The organism is Micromonospora cremea (genome assembly GCF_900143515.1).
Lineage (GTDB): Bacteria > Actinomycetota > Actinomycetes > Mycobacteriales > Micromonosporaceae > Micromonospora > Micromonospora cremea.
Window position 1 is genome coordinate 3,429,216 of sequence record NZ_FSQT01000002.1, and the last position, 23,725, is coordinate 3,452,940.

A 23,725-nucleotide genomic window follows, 5' to 3' on the forward strand; every position below is an offset into this window, starting at 1 on the left:
AGCCGACGATCTCATGGTCCAGTGCTCACCCACACGTACAGGGGCACGTCATCCCAGCAGTGATGCATCTCCTCACGACCAGCGGGCGCACGGTCTGCCGCAAGACCTCGCACGGGTCAGATCCGGAGAGTGCTGACCCGCCAGCCGCTACCGACGCCGAGTCTGCTCCAAGAACCGACCCGACAGAACCCATGAGATCCGGACGTGGAAATAGATCATGATCGTGTTGATATACCGAGGTCTTACGCGCTGTTAAGTCTGGCCTGGTTCAGACTGGCCGGACGTCAAGGACGTGCAGCTACAAGCGCGGTCCCTGGCTTGTTTCACCGCGGTGCGAGTGGTGCGCGGTCGCCCTGGAGGGAGGCCGTCAACTGATCCAAGCCCAGCGAACCCAGCTCCAGGGCGTGACGGTGGAATGCGCGCCGGTCGCCGGGGAAGGACGAGCGGCCGGCCAGCCACACGCGCTCACCCACCTTGTAGGCCAGCGCCTGCCCTGGCCGGCCCAGGTAACGCGCGAGCTCCGCGGAGGCGTACGGCCCCTGGTGACAGCGGTCCCGCAGCAGCTCCAGCGCGGCATCCGGCGTCCACACTGCTCTGTCACCAGAGGGCATCGGCAGTCGCAGGTGCAGGCCGATGTCGAGCACAACCCGTGCCGCCCGCAGGAGCTGCATGTATAGATGTCCCAGTCGAGCACCCGGCTGTTCATAGAGCCCGAGCTCGTCCATGAACCGCTCGGCGTACAGTGCCCAGCCCTCCTGGCTGCCGGAGAGGCCGCCGAGCAGGTTCAGCCGCTGCCCGAGGCCTCCCCGGCAGACCTCGGAGCCGAGGTGGAGGTGGTGGCCGGGGACGCCCTCGTGATAGGCGGTGCTGTAGGCGTACCAGGTGGGGAAACTCGCTGCGTCCTCGGGGAGGGACCACCAGACCCGGCCCGGCCGCGCCAGGTCCCGCGAAGGCCCGATATAGGCAATGCCGGACGACGTGGTCAACCGCGACTCGATACGCCGCAGCGGGGCGGGGATGTCGAAGTGCACGCCGTCCAGTCGCTCGGTGGTGGCCTCCAACAGCTCCTGCAGCCACGCGGCGAACGCCTCCCTGCTGTGCAGCGTGCCGGGTGCGTCGGGGCTGGCGAGCCAGGCGAGCATCTCTGGCACGCTCCCGCCCAGGGCCTTCGCTTCCGCGATCAGCTCTGCCTCTGTCGCTCTGAACTCGTCCCAGCCCCAGTCGTACAGCTCGCGCAGGTCAGGCTGGGCCGCGAGGAAGGTGCGCACCCAGAGTGCGTACCGCTGCTGGCCGAACGCTTCCTCATCAACGGCCCGCGGTGCCAGGTCCGCGGTCAGCATCTCGGCGAGTTTCTGGTACGCCTCTCGCGAGCCCGTCGCTGCGGCCTGCAACGACGCCCGCTGACGCCCCTCGCCGTAGCGATCCACCAGGGCGACATCGTCGTCGATCCAGTTGCGGCAGCGCTGCGTGACGAGCTCCACTTGACGCCGCGCCGGCAAATTGCCGCGCTCCGCGGCGAGTAAGAGGCTGCGGGCATACCCGTCCAGGGCCGCGGGGATCGCGGCCAGGCGTGCGCCGACACGAGCCCAGCCCTCCTCGAAGGCCGCGCCCTCGGCGCCGCGGCCGGGAACCGCGGCCTCGACGGCCTGGCGGATGAGCTGGAGCGGACCGGTGGCCGCCGCGTGCAGTTCGCGCAGATCCTCCCCGGCGTCGTGGAAGGCGATACGCGTATGCAGCCGTTCGGCGAGGTGGGCGTGCAGCGGGGTCGCGGCCGGCAGTGCGTCACCCAAGATCTCGAGCTCGCGCAGGGCGCGGGCTGCGAGGTCGGCGCGGGCCTGGTGGCCCTCCGGGCCGTAGTCGGTAAGCCCGTCGACATCCTGCTCGCCAGCCTCGACGACCGCTGTGCAGGGGTCGAGGCCGGCCATGTCGCACAGGAGCCGATCCGCGAAGTCCCCGATCATGGGGGCAATGCTAGGGCCTTGCGCTAGCTGCCGTGGTGCGAGCCTGCATCGATCGCGGCAAGCGGTTCAGAACCATCTGACAACTCTCCCTCATCGGCAGAAGCGGATGCCTGGCACACCAGCCGTCGTGGACAGTCGGCGTCACGGTCCGTATCCGGCGTGCTCAAGGCCCGTGTAACCCATCAACTGAAGTCATCGTGTGACGCATCAAGCGGAGTACGACAGCCGGCCGCCGGCGAAGTGGTTCAAAGTTTCTGTACGTCTTCAAGGCGGCCCTGAGCGGGCCGCACGCGCCGCCGCATGGGCGCGCGTCCGTCGCTCCGCTGGCGCTCCGACTCCGGCCACGCAACACGCCCGGCGGCTGGCGCGGAAGCGAGAAGCCCAAGGGGCCGCCGCAGAACGACAGGTCGTTGACCGGTGGTGTGGTGGGCCGGCAGCCGGCCTGGCCGCGCGGCCAGGATCCGCGCGGCGTAGGGGAGCGGACGCCGGCCGCGTTGGCGAGCTGGCGGCGGTCGCGGGGTTGCGGTTACTGGCCTCCGGCGGGGGCGCTTCGGCTCCAGGATGGCCGGGGCTCCGTCGGCGGGCGCCGGGTGCGTGGGTGGTTGCGGTAGGCCATCCCGCCTGCCATAGCCCCGGGCAAGCCGAGCAGACCGCCACCCGACCCGCCAGCGTTCGAACCTGCGTCAAGGTCCGCTTGACGTGGCGGGCCCGGCGGCAGCCCGCTCCCCAAGAGGGCGGGTCGACGGCAGGCGGGATGGGATCGCCTGGGCTGGGGCTGGGCAGCACCAGCGGCTTCTCACACTTAGGGTGGTCGGATGTCCCAGCGCTCGATACCCGCCAAAGAGGTTGACTGGTCGTCGGTGAGTCACGCGTTCGGCTCCGCCATCGAGATCCCGGCCTTACTACGCTCTATCAGGTCAGACAGCCAGGAGGTTCGCCAACGTGCGTACAGCGATCTCGTCGACCTGCTCGTGCACCAGGGCTCCAGGTTCGAGGCAAGTGCTGCGGTGGCCCCTCACCTGATCGATATCGTTGCTGATCCGGCGGCCCCGGACCGGTTTGCTGCCTGCCAGGTGTTGGCGGCGATCGCGGTGGGCGATGAGAGTTCGTGGCTCAGCGACCGTTCTGATCCGTCAGACATGAGGGCTGAGGTGCAGCGTCGCGCGCCGTTGAGCCGAGAGGAGTTGGAAGCGGAGCATCGGGACTGGATCGCGGCGGCACCGAATGAGGAGGAGCGCAGCGCACGGGCACGGGGGGCAGAATGGGGGGACGTCGAGGGAGCTCGTGATGAGCAGCGGTGGACGATCGAGGCGTATGACGCTGTGCGGGCCGGGGTGCCTGTCTATGTGGCAGCGCTGGAGGCGTCCGAGGCCGCGGTCCGGCTGTACGCCGCTTATCTGCTCGCCTGGTTCCCTGAGGACGAGGGCTTGGTCGGCCCAGCGTTGGCCGGTCTCATCCGGCGGGAGCCGGAGCCCGTCGTCGCGGCAACTGCCTGCGTCGCGGCGGGCCTGAGTTGCCCTAACGGCAGCGAAGTGTTGGTCGACGCGCTTTCTGGCCGGCGAGGCAGCGTCAACCGTGCCGAGCGCTGGTCGGCGGTGTTGGGCCTGTCGCGGATACTGAGGCATCCGGACCGATCCTTGGTCAGCGAGCTCTATGCCTGCCTCTTCGGGGCCATTGGACCCGTGCCCTATTGGCCGTTCTTCGAAGGTGAAATGGCCGGCATGGCTGCCCTGACGATCGCAGACCTGACTCCAGAAGTCGCTGGTGACCGGATCGATGTGCTGGCCGAAAGGGCGGCTACGGCTGATCCCACCGCAGACGCCTTCGCCCTACTCACCGCTCTGTTAGACGCCGCTTTCCCCATCGGGCCGATACCCGACGGTGTGGGATTCGCCGACCTCACCCCGACTCAGCAGAGAGCCCTCTCGACGCTGTTGAGCAGCAACGTCCTGCAGGCCGCGCCCAGGATGCTCACCCGCTACAACCTTCCCGACAGCGAGCAACAACTCCGGGCCTGGTGCGGAGGCTGATATGCCGACAGAGACCCGCTCCAACAACGGCTGAGTGACTAAATGGGTGATGACGGACACGAGCGAGGACGGACGTCCGTGAACCCCTATGGATTGTTCCGGCAGGTCGTTTGCGCTCGCAACGCACTACGGCGACCGGTGATGGTTATTTCGGGACGAAGAGGTCAGTCGAGAAACGTGCCATCCGGATTCATGATCTCGACCCGCACCTGCGGTACGAACGCCGGCCAGCCCCCATCGTCCACAGCCACCACCATGCGGACACGCCCCTCGCCGTCATCAAGGCCGTGGCAGGCCACGCTGTACCGCTTGCCGTCCTCGCCGACGACCTGGCGCAGCTCCCTGTCTTCGAGCATCACGCGCCACTCGCCATAGCTAAGGCGACGCCATTCAGCCAGGCGCTCCTCGGCCATCCGCGCTGCGGTCTCCTTGTCCAGTGCCACGCCTACAGCCTCTCACCAGAGGTCGGCACGGACCTCGGCCGCGTGCCCGCTCCATGCCCGATGCAGAGGTCAACACCGGCCAACAGCGGCACATGGAACGGCCCCAACCTCAAAGCTCCGCCCTTCGCTACGAGCGGCACGACAGCTCAGCGCGTGGGCCAACCCATCCGCCGGGCCGACGCAAGGCACCTTCCAAACTGACGGTGCCTGGGCCGTGTCCGGGCCGTCTGGGCCGTCAGCGGGCCGTCGAACGACGACCAATGACGACCGATGACGACCAGCAGCACCCGAAGAAACAGCAGGTCAGCCACCATGTGACGGCGGCTGACCTGGTGGGCGACGGACGAGTCGACCTGTACGCCGGATACTGCTGGGGTGAACAAGGATCTTCCGAAGGTCGCCCTGGAGCTCTGGCGGGCCGATGCGCTCGTTTTGTTCGACTGGCTTCAGGAAGTCGACCTGAACGCGGTGCCGATCAGCCATCCGGCTCAGAAGCAGGCGCTGATGGACCTGCTGACCCGTCTGGAGGAGACCGACGCGGCGGAGGCGACGCACGAGGAGATCGATGCGGCGAAGGCAGAGGTCAGTCAAGACATGGGCTGATGACGGCCTGAGGAGATCGGGCGGAGCTGTCGACAGCAGCGCTGCCAGCAACTGATCCGGACTGGGGCGACTGTTGCCCGCCAGCCCCGGACAGTCGTCCGCGGTCGCGGACGAGGGCGGACCACGCCAGACAGAGCGCCCAGAACATACAGACGAGGACGTCACCTCAACGTCCCTGTACCTGGTCTGAGGCCGGGTACGGGTTGCGAGGGCTGCCTAGGCTTCGGTCCACGCGGGTGAGGGCCAGGGAGAAGGCATGCCGAGACAGGGTTCTGCCAGAAGAGGGCAACGGGCGCCGGCGAGGCCGCGAGTCGCTGTAGGGGAGCCGGCAGAAAGTGGCGCACTGGCTGAACTTCAGCGGCAGGTACGGCAACTCCAGGCAGGAGGCGGGCGCGCTGCCCGCTGGCACCGAGATCCGTCGTTGCTAGTTGCGATCCTGGCGCCTGGTCCTTTCTGTCGCTTCTGCCTACTTCGCCTACGACCAAAGTCAGGATCAGGAGAACCAGAGCGCGCGAGCAGAGTTGGGGCAGCTGATCCAACGACTTTCCGACCTGTCCCGCGAAGACCTCCTGGACATCAAGGACCCCGCTGGCAAGGTTGTGGCGAGACAACACTCCCAAGCCTTCGGATCGGAGAACCTGGCGTTGGCGCAGCAAGCCAGGGGTCTGATTGAGCGGATACCCGACCATGTGTCGGCGAGCGAGTACCTGACTGTCGCCCTGGCCTTCGACGTGTCGGGGCGTTCTGAGGAGAGTCACGAGCTGGCTCAACGCGGCCTCCTGAAGCCGGGGGACGCGCTGACGCTCATCAGTCTTCGTCGGATGAACGCGAAGGCTCTCTACCAGCTAGGGAGGGCACGGGAGGGCCGTGAGCAGCTCGACGTCGCTCTAAGCCTGGCCGACTCGCTACCCGTACAGGAGAGGTCATGGGCAAAGTCATCTCAGCAGATCTTCTGGTCCGCCCTTGAGAAGAACGCGGGCAACTGTGTGGAGATGGCAGTGCGCGGACGGGAGGCGGAGCGAGGGTTGAAGGCGATGCCGGCGAGCGCGAGGCGGAGCCAGTTGGAGGAGCACCTTCGGGGAGTTGGCAATGATTGTCGGTAAGTGCTCAACATCCATAGGAGTCTCCGATGTCTCTGTCGTGACGCCCGTGCCGTGCGTGAAAATTTGGGGTGGTCGCCCGCCGACGTCGTTGATGCTTGGCACCTTGAAGCCGCATAGGAGTCTGACGCTGGAAGCGTGATCATAGGGGCCCTGCATTGTTGCTTCGAGCACGCGAGTCCGCCTCTGTCCTTCCCCTCAATGCTTCCGCGGGCGACCGCCTAGTGGATGCCCGGGAACGAAGGGGTGGTGCACGTGGAGGAGATCACTGAAGAACCGGTCCAGGTCGTGGCGCGGGTCTGCGCGATCGACATCGGCAAGGCGGGGCTGGTGGCGTGTGTGCGCGTGCCGCATGACACCAGGCCGGATCGACGTGTGCAGGAGATCCGCGAGTACATGACGGTGACACCGGCGTTGCTGGAGTTAGCGGACTGGCTGCGGGTCGAGCGGGTCGAGCTGGTCGCGATGGAGGCCACGTCGGACTACTGGAAGCCGGTGTTCTACCTGCTCGAGGCGGAAGGCTTCGAGTGCTGGCTGCTCAACGCCAAACATGTCAAGAACGTGCCCGGTCGGCCGAAGACCGATCGGCTCGATGCGGTGTGGCTGGCCAAGGTCGTGGAACGCGGGATGTGCCGGCCCAGCCTGGTGCACCCCAAGCCGATCCGGCAACTACGGGATGTCACCCGCTACCGGCGCAGTCTGGTACGCGAGCAGACCAGGGAGAAGCAACGCCTGGAGAAGACCCTCGAAGACGCGCAGATCAAGCTGGACTCCGTCATCAGCGACCTGCACGGGGTGTCCGGTCGGCAGATGATGCAGGCGATGATCGACGGGCAGCGGGACCCGAAAGTCCTGGCCGAGATGGCCCACGGATCGATGCGCCGCAAGATCCCCCAACTACGCGAGGCGCTGACCGGCCACTTCGACGACCACCACGCGTTCATCTGCGCCACCATGCTGCGCCGCATCGATGCCCTCGCTGCCGACATCGCCAACCTGGACGCCCGGATCGAGGAGTTGATCGCCCCTTTCGCGGCGGTGGTGGAGAAGCTCGATGAGGTCACCGGCATCGGCGTGCAGTCCGCCCAGGAGATCATCGCCGAGATCGGCGTGAACATCACCGTCTTCCCCACCGCCGCGCACCTGGTGTCCTGGGCGAAGTTCAGCCCCATCGACGCCCAGTCCGCCGGCCGCAAGAAGGCCAACTCCACCGGCAAGGGCAACCCCTGGCTGGCCGCCACCCTGGGCGAGGTCGTCGCTGGGCTGTCCCGCACCAGCACGTTCCTCGGCGACCGCTACCGTCGCCTGGCCCGCCGAAGAGGCAAGAAACGGGCAGTCGTCGCAGTCGGCAACTCGGTACTGACCATCGTCTGGCACCTGCTGACCGACCCCGACGCTCGCTACCAGGACCTGGGCCCCGGCTTCCACGAGTCGAGGATCCGCAAGCAGCGCCGTCAACGTGATCTCATCCGTCAGCTCGAACAGCTCACCGGCCAGAAAGTCGATCTCCAGCCCCTACCGCAACCAGCCATCGCCTAACCAGAAGCCGTCAACCCGACCCGGCTCCGCTGCGCTCCGCCGGGTGCTGCCGCCTGCCCACTCACTCACCGATTTTCGAGTCAGCATGGCGATGGCAGCCAGGCTGGCGGTGTCAACGTGAGTGTCTAACTGAGTGACTACGGGTGCGAATACGGCCGAACAACCACGGACGTCGGCGCACCGTTCGCGCAGGTCAGAAGCTCAGCAACGCCAGCTCAACGAAGCGGAATCGTTGCCTGGGGGTCAAGGGGTCATCGGCCCGAATCCGGCCGTCCCGACAGCGGCCGAGTTAGCCAGGACTGGGGGTGCATCGGGTGTAGGGAACGTTGCCTAGATCGGGGAAACCGCCCAGGTCAGAGATGGCGGTGTCACCTGCCTGTGTGTAGGTGAGGGTGAAGAGGACCGGCATTGGCGCTGGGCAGGGCATGAGCACGTCGAACGTGATCGTCAACCACGTGATGGCGCCGGGTGGGAGTGGGTGCGGGGTCTTGGCGTCCACGTACGACAACTGGCCGCAGCTTCCCCATGCGCTCGTCGTTGCTCGCAGCCCGCCCAACGGAAGGACCGGTTCGATCCGGTCAAGCGTCGCGGTGGTGGCCGATCGATTGACAATCTCAACGCCCAGTTGCAACCTGTCGCCGAGCTGAGCCGAACACCGGTTGCCGGTCCACGTCACCGGTTGTGCCTCGGCCGTCACGACCGAGGCGGTTGTCGGCGCGTGCGGGCCGGGTCTGGCGCTGTGGGCTTGGGTCTCGGCGCGTCGGATGCCGGCGAGGTATCCCGTGATGGCCCCGATGACGAGCGCGACAGCGATGGGACCGGCGATTCCCCGTCCCCGCCACCATGGCAGGGGTGGCCTACGAGGCCCGATCTCGATGACGTCCATCTCGTTGTCGCAAGATTGCGATCCGCTAGTGATGGCACCGACCTCCGGTCTGGTTGGTCCATCGGCATTGACGCCCTTCATGCACCCAACATATGACGGACAGCCAGACCGCGTGGGCCCGAAGCAGCCAACCGAGCAGCCAAGGCTGCAAGTCGTGGCGGACACTGGCGGACGTCAGAAGAAGCTCGACAAGGACCGGGGGCACGCCGACAAGCAGGCCGCGGCGGACTCGTAATCCATAGGTCGTGGCGACAGCAACGGCGACAGCAACCGAGGCGCGTTGCACCAGCCACAGACGGGGATCGGCCGTCACGGCAGGCGAGGCGACACGGCGACGGCCATCGCTCGGTGTGTGCCTCTTAATCCGCTGGTCCGATCGATGTTGGGTGCATCAGCGGCTGTAGCAACGATGGCGGACCCCGGCGCACCGTCATGTGCTCCTTGCCGGTCAGACATGGCCGGGCCGGCCGGAGACGGACGCGGTCGGAAGGCTGCCCAGAACTTACAAGCGAGAGGTCGAGCGGCGGACGACTTGCTCGTCGCTCGACCTCTCGGGTTGGGTGCGATCAACGCTGACAGGCCCCACCTTTGCCCCTCGACGAAGCCTGGACGCTGGTTAGGCCCGGTTGGTGGCCGGACCGACCCCCACGCAGTCCAGGGAGGCCGCTCTACTGCAGTGTTGGATGCCCCCGATGTTGATCGCCGCCGAAGACTAGCGGAGCGGTCCAACATGATCGGGACGCGGTGGAGGGCCAAGCGTCGCCTGGCAATGCGGGGGCACACAGGGGGCACAAGACACCGTCAAACGTCGTCAAGCAGCGAGCGACGACGGCAGTTCGAAACGCCCCGTGAGCAGGTGTCCGGCAGTGTTTCCGCTGGTCGGATAATCGAGGCTATTAGTTCCGCTTCAAAGGCCGCTGGGGGCTGGCGGGTAAGAAACGCGCCAACCCCCAGCGCTTGCCGGTCAGTGGCCCGCGCTCGTTCCGCCGTCGACGTGCAGGATCTCGCCGGTGACGAAGGGGGCCGACTCGAGGTAGACGACGGCGTCGACGATGTCGCTCGTCTCGCCCATCCGACCGACCGGCTGCAGGCCGGCGAGCGTTTCGTGGAGTTCGACCGGGTGCATCGGGGTCTTGATGACGCCCGGCGAGACGGCGTTCACCCGTACTCCTCGGGTCGCGTACTCGATGGCCAGGGACTTCGTGGCAGCACTGAGGCCGCCCTTGGTCAGGGACGCGAGCACGGACGGCACGGTGGAGTTGGGCTGGTCCACGACGCTCGCCGTGATGTTGACGATGTGGCCGCCACCGTTGGCGAGCAGGTGCGGCAGGACCCGTTGAGTGAACCGGAAGAACCCGGCGAGGTTGACCCCGAGGTATAGGGCGAATTCCTCCTCGGTGTAGTCGGTGAACGGCTTGGCGATGAAGATGCCGGCGTTGTTCACGAGTGAGTCGATGCGGCCGAAGCGGTCCAGCGCCGCCGCGATCACACGGTCTGCCGTCTCGGCGTCCGCGACATCGCCCTGGACGGTGACGATGTCCGGGTCGCCGGACGCGCTGATCGTGCGCGAGGTGGCCGCGACGCCGTAGCCGAGTTTGCGGTACGCGTCGACTAGGCCGGCGCCGATGCCCTGGGACGCACCGGTGATGACAACGACCTTTTGTCCCTGATCGGCGCTCATAGTGAACCTTTCGGTGGTTGATTGGAGCCTTTGCGACCACAAGACGACTGGTCGGTTACGAAGGTAGACGACTGGCCGTGTATTCTCAAAGCCATGGGACGGACGAGTGACGCGCAGAACAAGATCCTCGACGCGGCGAAGATGCTGATCGAACAGCGGGGATATTCCGCGCTGGGCGTGGCGGAGATCTGCTCGACGGCCGGCGTGCCGAAGGGCAGCTTCTACTACTTCTTCGAGTCCAAGCAGGCTCTCGCGCTCACCGTCATCGACGATCATTGGGCAGCCCAGCGACAGCAGTGGGTGGAACTGCTCAGCAGCGATCACGACCCGTTGCGGCGCCTGCGAGACCTGTTCGAGGCGACGGAGAACGTGCAGCGCACCGGACAGCAGAAGGCCGGCCTGGTGGTCGGTTGCCTGTTCGGCAACCTCGCCCTGGAACTCAGCAACCATGCCGAGGAAATCCGCGACCGCCTACAGGAGATCTTCGAGGCCCAGATCGACCTGATCGAGCGGGTGGTCGTCGAGGCGAAAGACCTCGGCCTGGCCGGCGCCTCGATCGACGCGCGCGACGCCGCGCGCGACATCGTCGCCATGATGGAGGGACGCGCGCTGTTCGCGAAACTGCTCAACGATCCGGCCCAACTCGAGGCGCTGTGGCGTAATTGTCTGGACCTGCTACAGGTGCCGACGCAGGCGCGGGCGAACTGAACGGCTGGCTGTCCCGTTCTTCACCCCGGCATGGCGCTCGCTAACCGCCGGGTGCCTCCACCAGAAAGCCGAGCTTGTCGACGGACGAGCGTTGAGACTGCCGGGTGACCTCTACGTAGATGAGCTTGGTGATGGTCGGGGAGCTGTGGCCGAGGATGTCTTGGATCTTCTCGATGGGCACGCCCTGCTCGTAGAGAGCGTGGCGCAGGAGTGGCGTAGATCATGGAACCTGATCCGGCGCAGCCCGGCATGGTCCAGCAGCCGCACGAAGTGCCGGTTCAGTTGCGCGGTTCGATCGGAGTGCCGATGCCCGTGGTGAAGACCAACCCGGAGTCCTTCCAGTCCTTGCCCACGCTCTCGCGCTCTGCGTTCTGACTCACCCGGTGTTGCCGTAGCGCAGCCAGGCACGGGGCGGGTAGGGCGATGACCCGCTCAGACTCGTCGAACTTGACCGGCCCGAAGACGACCTTGCGCCGATTGCCGGAGGGGGTGACCACGTCGACCGGGGGGATGCCGCGTCGGCGGGCGAGGTGGGCGAGGGTGGCGTTCCGCGGCTTGCTTGGTGCGCCGGCGGGGTCATCGCCTAGAAGGCCGGCCGGACTGCCGGCGTATCGACTCCCACCACATTCTTGACGGGGCGGGTCCGTCCCACCTGACGCTTTGGCCTAGATTCGCGTCCAAGCAGCACCGCCAGTAATTCCCGCCAGCCAGCGGACTCTCACGATGGACCGGCCCGAGGCGGACTACGGGGAGGCGGGATGCAGGTGAGCGTACGTGAGGCGACGGCAGCCGATGCTGCGGCGCTAGGGGGCCTCCGATGGCGGCGGCTGACCGAGGAACGCGGCTATACAGGTACAAACCGCGCTGCCTTCGTAGAGCTGTTTTCAGCTTGGGTCACCGACCATCTGTCGACCCACCTGCCTTTCCTCGCCGAGGCAGACGATGACGTGGTCGGAATGGCATGGCTGATGGTCGCTGACCGGGTGCCCACTCCCGCACGGCGACTTCGGCGGAGCGGCGACGTCCAGTCGGTGTATGTGGTCCCGGAGCTGCGCGACAGAGGTATCGGTGCGGCCCTGCTTGAGGCCGTACTGGCCGAGGCGCGCAAGCTGGACCTGGAGCACGTCACCGTCCACTCCAGCAAACGAGCAGTGCCCTTCTACCAACGGGTGGGCTTCCAGCACGACCGGCTCTGGCTCCGCTGGCAACCGGAGTGAAGCTACTCGGCCACTGAGGCGGCGGACTGCCGGCGATGCCTGGTCTCGCATGATGTTGACGAGACGGCGTCGGATGATGGTCGACATGATCACGATAAGGCTGACCAGGCCAGGACTTGAGGCAAGGAGAAGGGTGCGGTGACACCGAGGCGGCAACGGCTGGCGTCTGTGGAGGCGACCGAGGCTCACGTGCGGGCCTTCTTCGCTGGGCATGACGTTGAGATCGTCGATTACGACCTTGGGTTCGGCCGTCGCAGGGCCCTGCCCGACTTCCGCATCATGGTCGTCGGTCCAGGACCCCGCAGCAGCGCCTGGGCATATGTCACCGCTGGCTGTTGGTCGGCGGTCAACCAGGACGGCCACGGGATCGAGTTCGTGATGGCGTCGAAACGGCGGGAGGCGGCCTTGATCGATCTGGTCGCTATGGTTGGGCCTGCCCCGTTTTGACGGACATCCGAGATCAGGGGACCTGGGGTCTCCGGGAGGATGTCCAGCATCATGGAGAACGTGGGGAAGAAGCGGTCGCGGCCTCGGCGGTCGTTCACGGCGCAATTCAAGGCCGAGATCGTCGAGTTGTGTCAGCGTGGTGACCGCACGATCAGGCAGGTCAGCCAGGATTTCGACTTGACCGAGACCGCGGTGCGTGAATGGGTCAAGCAGGCCGAACTCGACAGCGGCGCCCGTACTGACGGGTTGACCTCGGATGAGCGAGACGAACTCGCGCAGCTTCGGCGTGAGAACCGCCGGCTGCGTGAAGACGTCGATATTTTGAAGCGGGCAACGGCTTTCTTCGCGAAGGAGACCCGGTGAACGTGTACCCGTTCATCGAGGCGGAGCAAGCCGGCGAGCACAACGTCAAGCGCGCGTGCGAGCTACTCGAGGTCTCCCGGTCCGCCTACTACCAGCAGCAACGCGGCGTCCAGTCCCAGCGGCAGCGCGTCGACGCACAGCTCACCGCGAAGATCACGCAGGTGCACGCGGTGTCGAAAGGCACCTACGGAGCACCGCGGATCCACGCCGACCTCGCCGACGCCGGGCTGCGACACGGCCGTAAACGCGTCGCCCGGCTGATGCGGTGCGCCGGGCTGGCCGGCAAGAGTCCACGCCGATGGCGAACGACCACGGTGCCTGACCCGAACGCCGGCAGGCGACCTGACCTGGTCAACCGTGACTTCGGCACCGACCCGGCGGGGATCGACACCCGCTGGTGCGGCGACATCACCTACATCAACACCTGGCAAGGCTGGCTGTATCTGGCCACCGTCATCGACCTGGCCTCGCGCCGGGTCGTGGGCTGGGCGGTCGCCGAGCACCTACGCACCGACCTGATCGACGCCGCGCTCACCGATGCCCTTGTGCGGCGCCGGCCGCCGTCCGGGCTGGTGTTCCACTCCGACCGCGGCTGTCAATACACCAGCGACCAACACGCCCGCCTCGCCGCTGCCCACGGCATCCGCCTCTCTGTCGGCCGGCGTGGGCAGTGCTGGGACAACGCGGTCGCCGAGTCGTTCTTCGCCACCATCAAAACCGAACTGCTACACCGCCAACCCTGGCCCACCCATAGCACCGCCTGCCAGGCAATATTCGAGTACATCGAAGGCTGGTACAACACCCGCCGTCGACACTCCACTCTCGGCTACCTCAGCCCCGCCGCGTTCGAGGCCACCGATTTGCACCGGCTACCGACAAGCCAAGCAGCCTGAATAAGATCAACACATCGACCCTGTCCGTCAAAACGGGTCAAGCCCAGGTCGCCTACTACCACGCGGCCCATCGCCTCGACCACTGGCACACGATGCCGATTGGCGGCCCTTGGCTGCCGGGCTCGGCGTGTGATCACCTGCTCGTCAGCTTGCCCTATCTGCACGGCCCAGACTTGGAGGTATGCGAGCTGCCAACTGGGCATGCCCGGCTCTTGTGGTTGTTGCCGATCACCGCAGACGAGAAGGCGTTCCGTCAGCAGCACGACACCGAGGCTCTGGAACAGCGATTCGACGACGCCGCGATCGACCCGACGGATCCGTTGCGCGGGTCCGTAGCGTGATCCCGCCGGTAGGCATGGGCGTTGTGACGCATGTAAAGCATCAGCCGAGGCCACGACGTCAAGCATCACCCGGAGTTGGACAGCGGACTGCCGGCGATGTCGGGCTCCACTTGATGCGTGACGGGTTCCCGCAAGATGGGCTGCCGCTGTTACACCGAGTTACTACTCAGTCAGACGGACTCGACGGTCCGTCAGAGGCGCGCGGTCGGCGGCAGAAGAGTGCGGCTTACTAGGGCTCGTCCTTGACGATCAGTACCTGCATGCCGGATGTCTATGATCAGGAGAAGTATCGCTGACATTCGCCTACTGGACACGCCGCTCAGTCTGCCCTTGCCGGCGCGGGGCGCGGCCGGTCCGGCGGTAGCTCCGCCGCGGTGCGCCACCAGTGGCGCGACGCGAGCCCGGCCACCACGGCGCCGGCGGCGTTGACCAGCACGTCGTCGACGGAGGACACCCGGTCCAGCCGCAGCACGTACTGTGCGGTTTCGACCAGGGCCGAGCAGCCTGCCCCGAGCGCCAGGATCCGCGGCACGGACGCCAGCACCGCGAACCTCATAGGGGCGAAAAACCCTAGCGCCGCGAAGATCAGCAGGTTGCCGCCGATCCCGACGGGCCCCATCGTGAGCAGGTCCCGCAGCGGGATCAGGCTCACCCGGCCTGGGACGGTGCCGGCCCCCGGTCCCGGCATCATGGTGATCCATACGAGCGGTACCGTCCCGTAGACCAGGCCCATCTCGGCCAGCGACATCCGCCACGCCGATGTGCCACCGGTGGCACGCCGGAAGCGCGCCAGAGCCCACACCACCAGAGCAGCCAACGGCAGCCCCACCAGCATCATGAGCAGCACACCGTTCTGCGTGTCGTAGCAGCCGTGCCACCGCCCGGCCATGCACCTCGGAGCGGACATCAGAAGCGGTCGCCGCACGGCGAACGCGACGCTCGCCACGCCGATGACCGCCAGGCTCAGGAGCACGGTCCTGCGCGTGCGGCGGGTCGGTGCTGACAGGGATGCGCTGTGGTTCATGTGCCCATCTAATCGGCAGGGCTGTTGCGGTGGCGTAAGCACTCTCGATACGCCCGCAATACACCCCCGCGACCAACCCGCCCGCTTGGCGGGGCAGTCAATTCGGCAGAAGCGGATAGGCCAGGCCTCACCGGCCGCCCCGGGTACCCAGCGAGCCGGGGCATCGTGTCACGCAGTGAAGCCACGATGAAACGCACCAAGCGGAGTACGACAGCGGACTGCCGGCGATGTTGTGCAAGGGCGGGTCGACGGCAAACGGGATGGCGGCAACGATTTGAGTGCGGTCAGGAATGTCGACTACTGGGCAGTTCGTTGGGGCCGGCTAGTTGTGCAGCCTCCACGGCCGGTAGCGGCGGTTCCGGTCGTTGGGCTGGAAGAACAGCCGCTTCATCCACCAGCCGGGAGAGTTGCGCTGCTCCACGTCGATCGACACGCCGCGCGCCTCCTCGGTGAGCGAACGGCTATGGCTAATCGGCGGCTTATCGGCGGATTAAATCCGCCATAACCGGCGCTCGAGTGTCAGTGGGCGCCGATACTCTTCACCCCGCGGAAGGTCGGGGTCCGAAGGACTTCTGCACCCGGCCGCCCCAGGCAGTGAACCGCCGAGGGCAACGATCCCGGCCTTCCGTCCAAACGTGAGCCGCGCGCCGCCAAAACCGCCCGTCCCACCTGCTGATCAGGCTTCCACGTTCCGTCGGTTTCCGGCGACCGGGCGATGGAACGTAGCCGGTGGCGGCAGAAGGGCTCCCGGCCACGGCCGGGAGCCCTTCTCATTCGGCTCGCTGCAACACCGGAAGCATCGAGCCGGCGCAGCGTTGTGGTCCGCGTGCCCCCGCCTGGTCGCGGCGGCCCAGCCGCAGTGCGGGGAGCCTGTCGGCCGGGCCGTACCGGATGGATCAGTAGACGGTCACGCCGAATGCGTTGGCCGCTTCGCGTACGGGCTGGTAGAACGTGGTGCCACCGGACCTGCAGTCACCGCTGCCCCCAGAGGTGATGCCGAGCGCCTTGCTGCCGTCGTAGAGCGGGCCGCCCGAGTCGCCGGGCTCGGCGCACACGTTGGTCTGGATCATGCCACTCACGGTGCCGCCGCCCTTACCGACGTAGCGGACCGAGGCGTTGAGCGCGGTGACGGTTCCGCTGTGAGTGCCGGTGGTCGAACCGGTGCGCTTGACCGACTCTCCGACATAGGCGTCTGCGACGGTGAACCCGCCCGGGTGGGTGAGCGAGGTGTTGTCGTAGCGGACGAGCGCGTAGTCGTTGCCCGGGAAGCTGGAGCCGATGGTCGGGCCGATGAGAGTGGTCAGGCTGGAGTTGGTGTACCAGGTGTTGGCCACATCCCCGCAGTGCCCGGCCGTGAGGAAGTAGTAGGTGCTGCCGCTGACGACGTTGAAGCCGAGCGAGCAACGGTAGCCGCCGCCGTAGATGGCGTTGCCAGCGGCCAACAGGGGGGTGAAGACACCAGATGCGCGCTCGATCCGGATCGCACCGGCCTTGGCGCCGGCAGTCTGCTTGATCTTCGCGATCTCGGCGCGGGAAACGCTGTCGTCGGCGGTCACGATGACCCGGGCGGATGTGACGTCCATGCGCCAGGCGATGCCCTCGACGCCCGAGCGTTGCACTGCGTCGTTCACCGCCGAGAGGTCGCTGGCGCTGTAGGTCTGAGGGGAGGCGGCCACGGCGGTCGGCGCGGCGAGTGCGGTGGTGACGACCACGCCGAGGGTTACGGCGAACAGCTGGGCGGATCGGGCGATGCGACTGCGGGTTGGGCTGGTGATCCTCACTGACTCCTCCTCGGGAGTGATAGGACCGGATGGGTGAGGTCCCGTGACTCGTCGTCGGGAAACGCATCGCCTGGTCAGTCGATGTCGTCCTCCCGACAGACGCTCTCGTCAGTATCGACATGCATCCATCAATTTGCAAGATGCGGGTCGATGGACGAGCGTGCAGGTTATGAAACCGCCGATCCGGCACTGGTGCTGGTCACGGGCTCGAAGTTGATTGATCAGCCCGGGGCAACGGCGGAGCGCAAGCGAACGGGGTCGGCTGGGGTCAACCCGCTCGCCACTCGCGCGGGGGGCTCAGCTGCTGGGATTCGACCTTTACCCGGCTACCGTTCAGAGAATGGATCGAGACCTCCCGACGGGCCGCCGCCGCTGTCGCTCCGCGGCCGTGACGCCTGACGCCCGGCAGCTGGCGCGGACAGCGGGAAGCCCAGCGGGCCGCCACAGAACGACAGACCGTTGACCGGTGGTGTGGTGGGCCGGCAGCCGGCCGAGGCGCGGCGGCCGTCGCACGTCCGCGCCGTACTCCTCGGGCCGGCAGTCGCCGGCAGGCCAGGGCCTGCCCGGATTGCGCGCGCCGCATACCCACCACGGCCTCGTCGGAGGTAAACCGGCGCGCGCTCGCAGTCCCCTGCCAAGAACGAATTGACATGAAAGCCAGCAGCGCAAGGGATCCGGGCTGTCGTCCGTCACGTCATTGAGATCCGAATCAGGCTGGGTGCCTGGTCATGCTACGTTCCCGATCGTGGCGGTCGACCGGAGCCTGGATCTGGATCTCGGTGTCGAGCAGCGCCCGTCCGACTCGCCGTATGTCGAGCGGATCTACCGAGCCGGCGAGGTGACTGGGCCGTTGCCGGCGCGGATGCGGTCGGTCGCGAACTCGAACTGGGAGTTCGTGGTCTGGCATGACCGGGGCGAGACGAATGTGGCGGTGCGCGGTCCCGAGACGATGCCTACGGTCCTGGACTTGGCCCCGGGTGACGGCGAAACCTTCGGGATCATCTTCAAACACGGTGCGTTCCTGGCGCCGATGCCGGTGTCGGCCCTGGTCGACACCGCGGTGTCGAGCCCGCACACGACGGCACGCATGTTCGTCCTGCAGGGCGACGAGTGGCAGCTACCGACCTACGACAACGCCGACGCCTTCGTGGATCGCCTGGTCCGTGCCGGACTGCTGGTCCGCGATCCGCTGGTCACCGATGTTCTCCGAGGGGACACGACCACCTTGGTCACGCCTCGATCCGTGCAGCGTCGGGTGGTCGTGGCGACCGGGCTGACCCAGGGCACGATTCGGCAGATCGAGCGGGCCAGGAAAGCTGCGATTCTCTTGATCCAGGGCGCGGCTGCGATCGAGGTAGTGCAGCAGGTCGGGTACCACGACCAGCCGCACATGGCTCGTTCGTTGACCCGCTTCCTGGGACGTACAGCGACCCAGTTACGGCGGCCCGACGCCAACGAGGTGCTGTCGCTTCTGTACAAGACCGACACCGAGGTACGCCCATAACGTTGTGTTGACGCCGGAGCACACCGGCACGACAGAACGTCCTGGAAGGCACTGAGATGTCGTACACACAGATCTACGTCAACCTGCCGGTCGCCGACTTGGAGGCGAGCAAGAAGGTCTACACGGCGATGGGTGGAACGATCAATCCGCAGTTCACCGACGACACCTCCGCCCAGGTGGTGCTCAGCGAGGCGATCGCCGTGCAACTGATGACACCCGAGCAGTTCGCGACGTTCACCAAGCGGCCCATCGCGCATGGCGCGATAGAGGTGATCAACGCCCTTGCCGCCCGGTCGCGCGAGGAGGTCGACCGCTTCGCGGACGCGGCGCTTGCCGCCGGCGCCACCGAGCCACGCCCGGCCCAGGACTTGGGCTGGCTGTACAACCGGGCGATCGACGACCCAGATGGCCATTGCTGGGAACTCCTGGCCTACGACCCGAGCGCCGTGGGCGACGATCCGACCACCGGTCAGGACTGACCGGGGTCTCGGTGCCACGCCGCGCAGGCATGTCCCACCGGACGTGATGCTCAGCAAGGTGGGGCACGACTCGGCCTTGACTGAATGACTAGCCGAGTGACCGTCGGAGTGCACCCTGGCGGACGAGCGTGGACGCCGGGGGACCACTGCAGCAGCTCACCCGCCGTAAAGCGCCAGGTCAAAGCCAGGTGTAGGTTGCCTGGGGGTCAAGGAGTCCAGGGAGCACGACGACCAGGTTGTGGACCTATCGGTCACGTGAGCGGCTGAACATCGTGTCGGCTCCGCCTGAAAACTGACCACGTGGTTCCGCCGTCACAGTCGTTCCTTCCGCGAGGCAGCCCATGGCGGCCTGGTCGTCGATCACAACGTACCGAGCGCCTCGCGCGGCCTGTCACACCCTTACCCGCGCTGCGGAACCTAACGCGTGGGTTTGATCGCGCGGAGACGCTCGACGGTGCCGAGCTTAAAACGCTCGCTTTCCTCCACGACGAAGCCGGCGTCCTGGACCATCGGTAGTGGGTGGCGGGTCTGATAGTCGCCAGCGAACCGGAGCGTTGCCTTCTCCCATAGGCGTTGCAGCGTCAGGAGGAGGCGGTTGGTGGCGGCGACGTGGTCGAGCAGGACGAGCCGGCCGCCGGGGCGTAGCACGCGGTGCATTTCAGCGACGGCGCCCCGATCGTCGGCAACGCTGCACAGGGACAGCGTGCAGATGACCGTGTCGAATGATGCGCCGTCGTACGGCAATTGCTCTGCGGGCGCTTCCGCGAGGTCGACGTTGAGGCCGAGGCCGGCCGCGCGTTTGCCGGCAACGGCGAGCATCGCGGGGGAAAGGTCGACGCCGGTCAGTCGGGTGCCGGGCGGGTAGTGGGGGAGATTGAGGCCGGTACCGATGGCGACCTCCAGCACGTCGCCGTGGGCTTGGGCACAAGCCCACGGCCGGTGGTCCCGGCCGATGAGCAGGGGTTCGAAGCTTCGCATCTGGCGGTCGTAGCCGGGGGCCATGCGGTCCCAGATGCGCCGGTTGCGGTCGAGCGGTTCGATGGTCATGGTGGCCTCCGATGATCAGGTGACGGTGCGGCGGTAGGCGCGGACGGCCAGCGGCACACAGGCTGCGGTGATGGCTGTGGCCCAGAGCAGTGCCAGGCCGACCTGCGCGCCGACGGTTTGGCCGGCGGGCAGCGCCCCGGGGCCGAGAATGAGGCCGCGTACCGCATTCGCGGTCGCGGTGACGGGTTGGTGGGTGGCGAACGGTTGAAGCCATGCGGGCATCGACTGCGCCGGTACGAAGACGGCGCTGGTGAACCCGAGCGGGAACACCACGACATAGACGGCGGCTTGGACGGCTTCGGCGGTGCGCACGACCAGTCCGACGACCGCCATCGCCCACGACCAGGCGTACCCGAAGGCTAGGGCGACCACGACGCCGGCGACCAGGCCGAGGAAACTGGTTTGCCAGCGGAAGCCGATGAGGAAGCCGACGCCGGCCATCAGCGTGAGCGTCCCGGTCGAGCGGACCAGGTCGGAGAAGGTACGTCCGGCTAGTACGGCGACCCGTGCCATCGGCAGGGACCGGAACCGGTCGATGGTGCCTTTGGCGAGGTCGTCGGCGAGTCCGGACGCGGTGCCGGCACCGCCGAACAGCGCGAACTGCGCCAGCAGGCCGGGGACGAGCCAGTTGACGTACTTCCCGCCGGTCGCCGGCGGCAGCGCGGTCTGCACGGCACCGCCGAAGACGTAGGTGAACATCACGATGAAGACGACCGGCATGATGCTGGAGACCAGCAGCACCCCAGGCAGTCGTACGGTGTGAAGCAGGTTGCGCTGGGTGAGCACGACGATGTCGCGGGCGGCGCGGCGCAGTCCCGGCGGGTGCACGACGGTTTGTGTGATAGCTGCGGCGATGCTCATCGGGCGGCCCTCGCAGTGCTAGTCGGCGGTTTGGTGAGACTCAGGAAGGCCTCGTCGAGCGTCGGCTTACGCAGGCCGATCGATGCCGGTGCGACGCCGGCAACATCGAGGCGGTGCAGCACGTCCTGCAGTGACCGTTTCCCCTGTGGCGCCGGGACAACGATGGGCAGTCGCGCGCCGTCGGTCCGTGGGGCGTCGTAGATGTCACGGAGCGCGGCGAGCGTGTTGGGGCGGTCGTGGTCGGCCACGTCGAGTTCGACCACCGCGTCGCCGACTCGGTCCTTGAGTTCGCCGGTGGTCCCTTCGCTGACGATCCGGCCGTGGTTGATCAGGGCGATCCGGTCGGCGAGCCGGTCGGCCTCCTCGAGGTACTGGGTGGTGAGCAGCACCGTCGTGCCGCCGTCGACGAGGTCGCGGACCAGGTCCCACAGGTGGCGTCGGCTGGCTGGGTCGACGCCGGTCGTCGGCTCGTCGAGGAACAACACGGGTGGAGCGCCGACGAGGGACGCGGCAAGGTCCAGCCGTCGGCGCATGCCCCCTGAGTAGGTGCGCACAGGGCGGTCACCGACACCGGCAAGGTCGATGCATTCCAGGACGTCGGCGGCGCGACGGCGGGCCTCGCGCCGGGTCAACCCATAGAGGAGGCCGACCATTTCGACGTTCTCGCGCCCGGTCAGGTAGTCGTCGACCGCCGCGTACTGCCCGGCCAGGCCGATCCGGTTCCGCACGCCGGCCGCATCCCCACGCACGTCGAGACCGGCGACCCGGGCCGTGCCGGCATCCAGCGGGAGAAGTGTGGCCAGGACGCGGATCAGGGTGGTCTTGCCGGCGCCGTTGGGACCGAGCAGTCCGTAGACGACGCCGGAAGGCACCCGAAGGCTCAGCCCGTCTAAGGCCCGGTGGCCGCCGCGGAAGGTCTTCACCGCGTCGTCAACCAGGATGATGAAATCGTCCACCGGTACCTCCCACATGTCGACTGCAGAATGTAGACGCTAGCGTATACACTCCGAGTTGTAAACTGCCTAGACCAGGCAACAGGAGGGGACAATGGCAGAACAGCTGAGCCAGGCGACTCGACGCCTACCGCGAGCCGAACGGCGGGAACAGATCATCACGGCCGCGACACGAGCCTTCGCTGCCGCCGGCTTCGCCGCCACCAACCTGGACGACATCGCCACCGAAGCGGGCATCAGCCGAGCAATCCTCTACCGCCACTTCGACTCCAAGACCGACCTCTACCAAGCAGTCCTCGACAGCGCCTGCGGTCGGTTGATCGCTGCGGTCGGAGCGGACGAGTTCACCGAGGCGAGCATCCCCGGACTGCTGCGCGCAGGGGCGGACGACCCCGCCGGTTTCCGGCTGCTGTTCCACCACGCCGTACGAGAACCCGAGTTCCGGCACGCGATGGATCAATTCCAAATGAACATGACCACCGTCGCCCACAAGCACCTCGCCAGCAGCATCCCGGACCCGCAGTGGGCGGCCTGGGCCGCCCAACTCGTGCCCACCGTTGCCATTGCCGCAGTAACGGCGTGGCTCGACGCGGGCCAGCCCGATCCAGACGGTGCGGCCGATCGGATCATGGAGGCGGTCAACGGCGTCATCGCCGCCGCGCAGCGCGCCTGACGCCTAGCTAAGTCGACGCACTGAGTAGCCACGCGAGTAGCCAAGGCGGTGCATCCGTCCGAACCGCCCCATGCATCGGCGGAAGGGCGGAGCAGCGCCGCCCGAGGCTGACGGCTCTGTGCCTACTCCTGCCAGTGTGGGGGTCGACGCGTGCCTGACATCAGCAGGTGACATGAACCGAGCCGATCATCGGCGAACATCAGCGGACGGACCAGAGGAAGCCCCCGGATGTCCCGAAGGGTGGTGCACACAGCGACCATCGCCGGACGCGCCTTACAAGCGAGGGGTCGAGCGGCGAATGACTCGCTCGTCGCCCAGGGAGGCCGCTCTATTGCGGTGTTGGATGCCCAGGTGTTGACCGCCACCGATGGTTAGCGGCGCGGCCCGACGTGATCGGGACGTGGTGCCCGGGTCAAGCGTCGCCTGGCAGTGTGGGGCACAGAGGGGGCACAAGACACCGTCAAACGTCGTCAAACAGCGAGCGACTACGGCAGCCCGAAGCGTCCTGTGAGCAGGTGTCCCCTAGGGTTTCCGCTGGTCGGATGATCGGGGCTCTGAGTTCCGCTTCAACTCAACCAGGTGGGTTGGTTGGCAAATAGCGGGCAGCGGGCAGCTGGCTTCAGTGCAGCAGCGGTGCAGCTGCGGCCCGTCCAAGCTCAGCCCACCCGCTGCCACCTTAGCTGCGCTGCCACTTATGATGGCGCGATGCCGCTCGCAGTGCGCTGGACTCGGCTGCTGATGGTGGTATCGGCAGCCGGCTTTACAGTCGCGGCCTTCGCAATCCGCGCCACGATGGACGGGCCCATCGAACAGTACTCAGGCGCCGCCTTGTCCGCGGCCATCGTCTACACGATAGTGATCTTCATATGGCCGCTGATCTCCCCACTGGCCGCCGGCAGCGCCGCGATCGCATACTGCTGGTTCATCGAGTTTGCACAGCTCACCCCCATACCCGCGGCACTCTCCCAACGCAGCTGGCTCGCGCGCCAGCTGCTAGGCGCCCAGTTCGACCTCATTGATGTTGCCTGGTACCCCGTCGGCGTCATCCCATTGGTCGCCGCGCATTGGTTCCTCCGTGCCCGCACACGTTCCCAAACAAACCCGACACCCGCTGAGTCGGGCCGTGGTTGGGCCGTCGTGGCCCTCATGGGACCGTCGAACGCCGACCAAGAATGACCGACGACGACCAGC

General features: G+C 67.0%; 25 protein-coding genes. 14 read left to right on the plus strand and 11 right to left on the minus strand.

Features of this window, described 5'->3' with window-relative positions; genetic code table 11:
* Positions 1 to 323: 323 nt before the first annotated feature.
* Positions 324 to 1,961, minus strand: a complete 1,638-nt coding sequence (locus BUS84_RS29575; protein ID WP_074317489.1) for a DUF885 domain-containing protein — start codon at positions 1,959 to 1,961, stop codon at positions 324 to 326.
* Between the two features lie 815 nt (positions 1,962 to 2,776).
* Here BUS84_RS29575 and BUS84_RS29580 point away from each other — a divergent pair.
* Entirely contained in the window at positions 2,777 to 3,991 is a 1,215-nt protein-coding gene (locus BUS84_RS29580; RefSeq protein ID WP_143728565.1) for a hypothetical protein, read from the plus strand.
* A 164-nt stretch (positions 3,992 to 4,155) separates the two neighbouring features.
* On the opposite strand, the gene BUS84_RS29585 is transcribed toward BUS84_RS29580, so the two are convergent.
* The gene (locus BUS84_RS29585) at positions 4,156 to 4,404 is read right to left on the minus strand and encodes a hypothetical protein (protein ID WP_244298912.1); all 249 of its coding nucleotides are present in this window, start codon (positions 4,402 to 4,404) and stop codon (positions 4,156 to 4,158) included.
* 405 nt (positions 4,405 to 4,809) lie between these two features.
* Here BUS84_RS29585 and BUS84_RS29590 point away from each other — a divergent pair, with 405 nt between their 5' ends.
* From BUS84_RS29590 to BUS84_RS29600, 3 genes are all read left to right on the plus strand, one after another.
* Positions 4,810 to 5,037, plus strand: coding sequence for a hypothetical protein (locus tag BUS84_RS29590; protein ID WP_074317495.1), 228 nt, complete (start codon positions 4,810 to 4,812; stop codon positions 5,035 to 5,037).
* A 521-nt stretch (positions 5,038 to 5,558) separates the two neighbouring features.
* Complete coding sequence (locus BUS84_RS29595) at positions 5,559 to 6,140, plus strand: hypothetical protein (protein ID WP_143728566.1); 582 nt, start codon at positions 5,559 to 5,561, stop codon at positions 6,138 to 6,140.
* Between the two features lie 225 nt (positions 6,141 to 6,365).
* Positions 6,366 to 7,676 carry an IS110 family RNA-guided transposase gene (locus BUS84_RS29600; RefSeq protein ID WP_074307791.1) on the plus strand — a complete coding sequence of 437 codons (1,311 nt, stop codon included), beginning with the start codon at positions 6,366 to 6,368 and terminating at the stop codon, positions 7,674 to 7,676.
* Between the two features lie 289 nt (positions 7,677 to 7,965).
* Here the strand turns inward: BUS84_RS29600 and BUS84_RS37835 are convergent, their stop codons facing one another.
* A complete protein-coding gene (locus BUS84_RS37835; protein ID WP_143728567.1) occupies positions 7,966 to 8,643 on the minus strand; it encodes a hypothetical protein in 678 nt (225 codons plus the stop codon).
* An 883-nt stretch (positions 8,644 to 9,526) separates the two neighbouring features.
* Positions 9,527 to 10,243, minus strand: coding sequence for an SDR family NAD(P)-dependent oxidoreductase (locus BUS84_RS29610; RefSeq protein WP_074317501.1), 717 nt, complete (start codon positions 10,241 to 10,243; stop codon positions 9,527 to 9,529).
* Positions 10,244 to 10,336: 93 nt separating this feature from the next.
* On the opposite strand from BUS84_RS29610, the gene BUS84_RS29615 reads away from it, so the two are divergent.
* Positions 10,337 to 10,951 carry a TetR/AcrR family transcriptional regulator gene (locus BUS84_RS29615; RefSeq protein ID WP_074317503.1) on the plus strand — a complete coding sequence of 205 codons (615 nt, stop codon included), beginning with the start codon at positions 10,337 to 10,339 and terminating at the stop codon, positions 10,949 to 10,951.
* A 40-nt stretch (positions 10,952 to 10,991) separates the two neighbouring features.
* Here BUS84_RS29615 and BUS84_RS37840 read toward each other — a convergent pair whose 3' ends face one another.
* Positions 10,992 to 11,132 (minus strand): hypothetical protein, encoded by a 141-nt coding sequence (locus tag BUS84_RS37840; protein ID WP_159451087.1) that lies wholly within the window; start codon positions 11,130 to 11,132, stop codon positions 10,992 to 10,994.
* A 97-nt stretch (positions 11,133 to 11,229) separates the two neighbouring features.
* Positions 11,230 to 11,448: a hypothetical protein gene (locus BUS84_RS29625; protein WP_074317504.1), complete on the minus strand. Its 219-nt coding sequence runs from the start codon at positions 11,446 to 11,448 to the stop codon at positions 11,230 to 11,232.
* 261 nt (positions 11,449 to 11,709) lie between these two features.
* Between BUS84_RS29625 and BUS84_RS29630 the strand changes: the two genes are divergently transcribed.
* The 5 genes from BUS84_RS29630 (at position 11,710) to BUS84_RS29650 (ending at position 14,212) form a co-directional block, all read left to right on the plus strand.
* A complete protein-coding gene (locus BUS84_RS29630; protein ID WP_074317506.1) occupies positions 11,710 to 12,168 on the plus strand; it encodes a GNAT family N-acetyltransferase in 459 nt (152 codons plus the stop codon).
* 168 nt (positions 12,169 to 12,336) lie between these two features.
* Entirely contained in the window at positions 12,337 to 12,615 is a 279-nt protein-coding gene (locus tag BUS84_RS29635) for a hypothetical protein (protein ID WP_074317508.1), read from the plus strand.
* 39 nt (positions 12,616 to 12,654) lie between these two features.
* On the plus strand, positions 12,655 to 12,978 hold the full coding sequence (locus tag BUS84_RS29640) for a transposase (protein ID WP_084756988.1): 324 nt from the start codon (positions 12,655 to 12,657) through the stop codon (positions 12,976 to 12,978).
* Positions 12,975 to 13,871 carry an IS3 family transposase gene (locus BUS84_RS29645; protein WP_074317510.1) on the plus strand — a complete coding sequence of 299 codons (897 nt, stop codon included), beginning with the start codon at positions 12,975 to 12,977 and terminating at the stop codon, positions 13,869 to 13,871. The genes BUS84_RS29640 and BUS84_RS29645 overlap by 4 nt, the downstream gene beginning before the upstream one ends.
* A 20-nt stretch (positions 13,872 to 13,891) precedes the next feature.
* The gene (locus BUS84_RS29650) at positions 13,892 to 14,212 is read left to right on the plus strand and encodes a suppressor of fused domain protein (protein ID WP_280175168.1); all 321 of its coding nucleotides are present in this window, start codon (positions 13,892 to 13,894) and stop codon (positions 14,210 to 14,212) included.
* 319 nt (positions 14,213 to 14,531) lie between these two features.
* Here the strand turns inward: BUS84_RS29650 and BUS84_RS29655 are convergent, their stop codons facing one another.
* A complete protein-coding gene (locus BUS84_RS29655; RefSeq protein WP_244298768.1) occupies positions 14,532 to 15,185 on the minus strand; it encodes a VanZ family protein in 654 nt (217 codons plus the stop codon).
* Between the two features lie 947 nt (positions 15,186 to 16,132).
* Positions 16,133 to 17,017 carry a S1 family peptidase gene (locus BUS84_RS29660; RefSeq protein ID WP_074317515.1) on the minus strand — a complete coding sequence of 295 codons (885 nt, stop codon included), beginning with the start codon at positions 17,015 to 17,017 and terminating at the stop codon, positions 16,133 to 16,135.
* Between the two features lie 745 nt (positions 17,018 to 17,762).
* On the opposite strand from BUS84_RS29660, the gene BUS84_RS29665 reads away from it, so the two are divergent.
* Both BUS84_RS29665 and BUS84_RS29670 read left to right on the plus strand, forming a co-directional pair.
* The gene (locus tag BUS84_RS29665) at positions 17,763 to 18,521 is read left to right on the plus strand and encodes a helix-turn-helix domain-containing protein (RefSeq protein ID WP_208869760.1); all 759 of its coding nucleotides are present in this window, start codon (positions 17,763 to 17,765) and stop codon (positions 18,519 to 18,521) included.
* Between the two features lie 56 nt (positions 18,522 to 18,577).
* Entirely contained in the window at positions 18,578 to 19,000 is a 423-nt protein-coding gene (locus BUS84_RS29670) for a VOC family protein (protein ID WP_074317517.1), read from the plus strand.
* Positions 19,001 to 19,417: 417 nt separating this feature from the next.
* Here BUS84_RS29670 and BUS84_RS29675 read toward each other — a convergent pair whose 3' ends face one another.
* Genes BUS84_RS29675 through BUS84_RS29685 form a run of 3 tightly spaced genes read right to left on the minus strand, consistent with a single transcriptional unit; the run spans position 19,418 to position 21,864 of the window.
* Positions 19,418 to 20,047, minus strand: coding sequence for a class I SAM-dependent methyltransferase (locus BUS84_RS29675; RefSeq protein ID WP_074317519.1), 630 nt, complete (start codon positions 20,045 to 20,047; stop codon positions 19,418 to 19,420).
* Between the two features lie 15 nt (positions 20,048 to 20,062).
* The gene (locus tag BUS84_RS29680; RefSeq protein ID WP_159451088.1) at positions 20,063 to 20,875 is read right to left on the minus strand and encodes an ABC transporter permease; all 813 of its coding nucleotides are present in this window, start codon (positions 20,873 to 20,875) and stop codon (positions 20,063 to 20,065) included.
* Positions 20,876 to 20,904: 29 nt separating this feature from the next.
* A complete protein-coding gene (locus BUS84_RS29685; protein ID WP_244298770.1) occupies positions 20,905 to 21,864 on the minus strand; it encodes an ATP-binding cassette domain-containing protein in 960 nt (319 codons plus the stop codon).
* Positions 21,865 to 21,955: 91 nt separating this feature from the next.
* On the opposite strand from BUS84_RS29685, the gene BUS84_RS29690 reads away from it, so the two are divergent.
* Both BUS84_RS29690 and BUS84_RS29695 read left to right on the plus strand, forming a co-directional pair.
* Positions 21,956 to 22,534 carry a TetR/AcrR family transcriptional regulator gene (locus tag BUS84_RS29690; RefSeq protein WP_074317524.1) on the plus strand — a complete coding sequence of 193 codons (579 nt, stop codon included), beginning with the start codon at positions 21,956 to 21,958 and terminating at the stop codon, positions 22,532 to 22,534.
* Positions 22,535 to 23,239: 705 nt separating this feature from the next.
* Positions 23,240 to 23,710 (plus strand): ribosomal maturation YjgA family protein, encoded by a 471-nt coding sequence (locus BUS84_RS29695; protein ID WP_074317526.1) that lies wholly within the window; start codon positions 23,240 to 23,242, stop codon positions 23,708 to 23,710.
* Positions 23,711 to 23,725 lie beyond the last annotated feature (15 nt).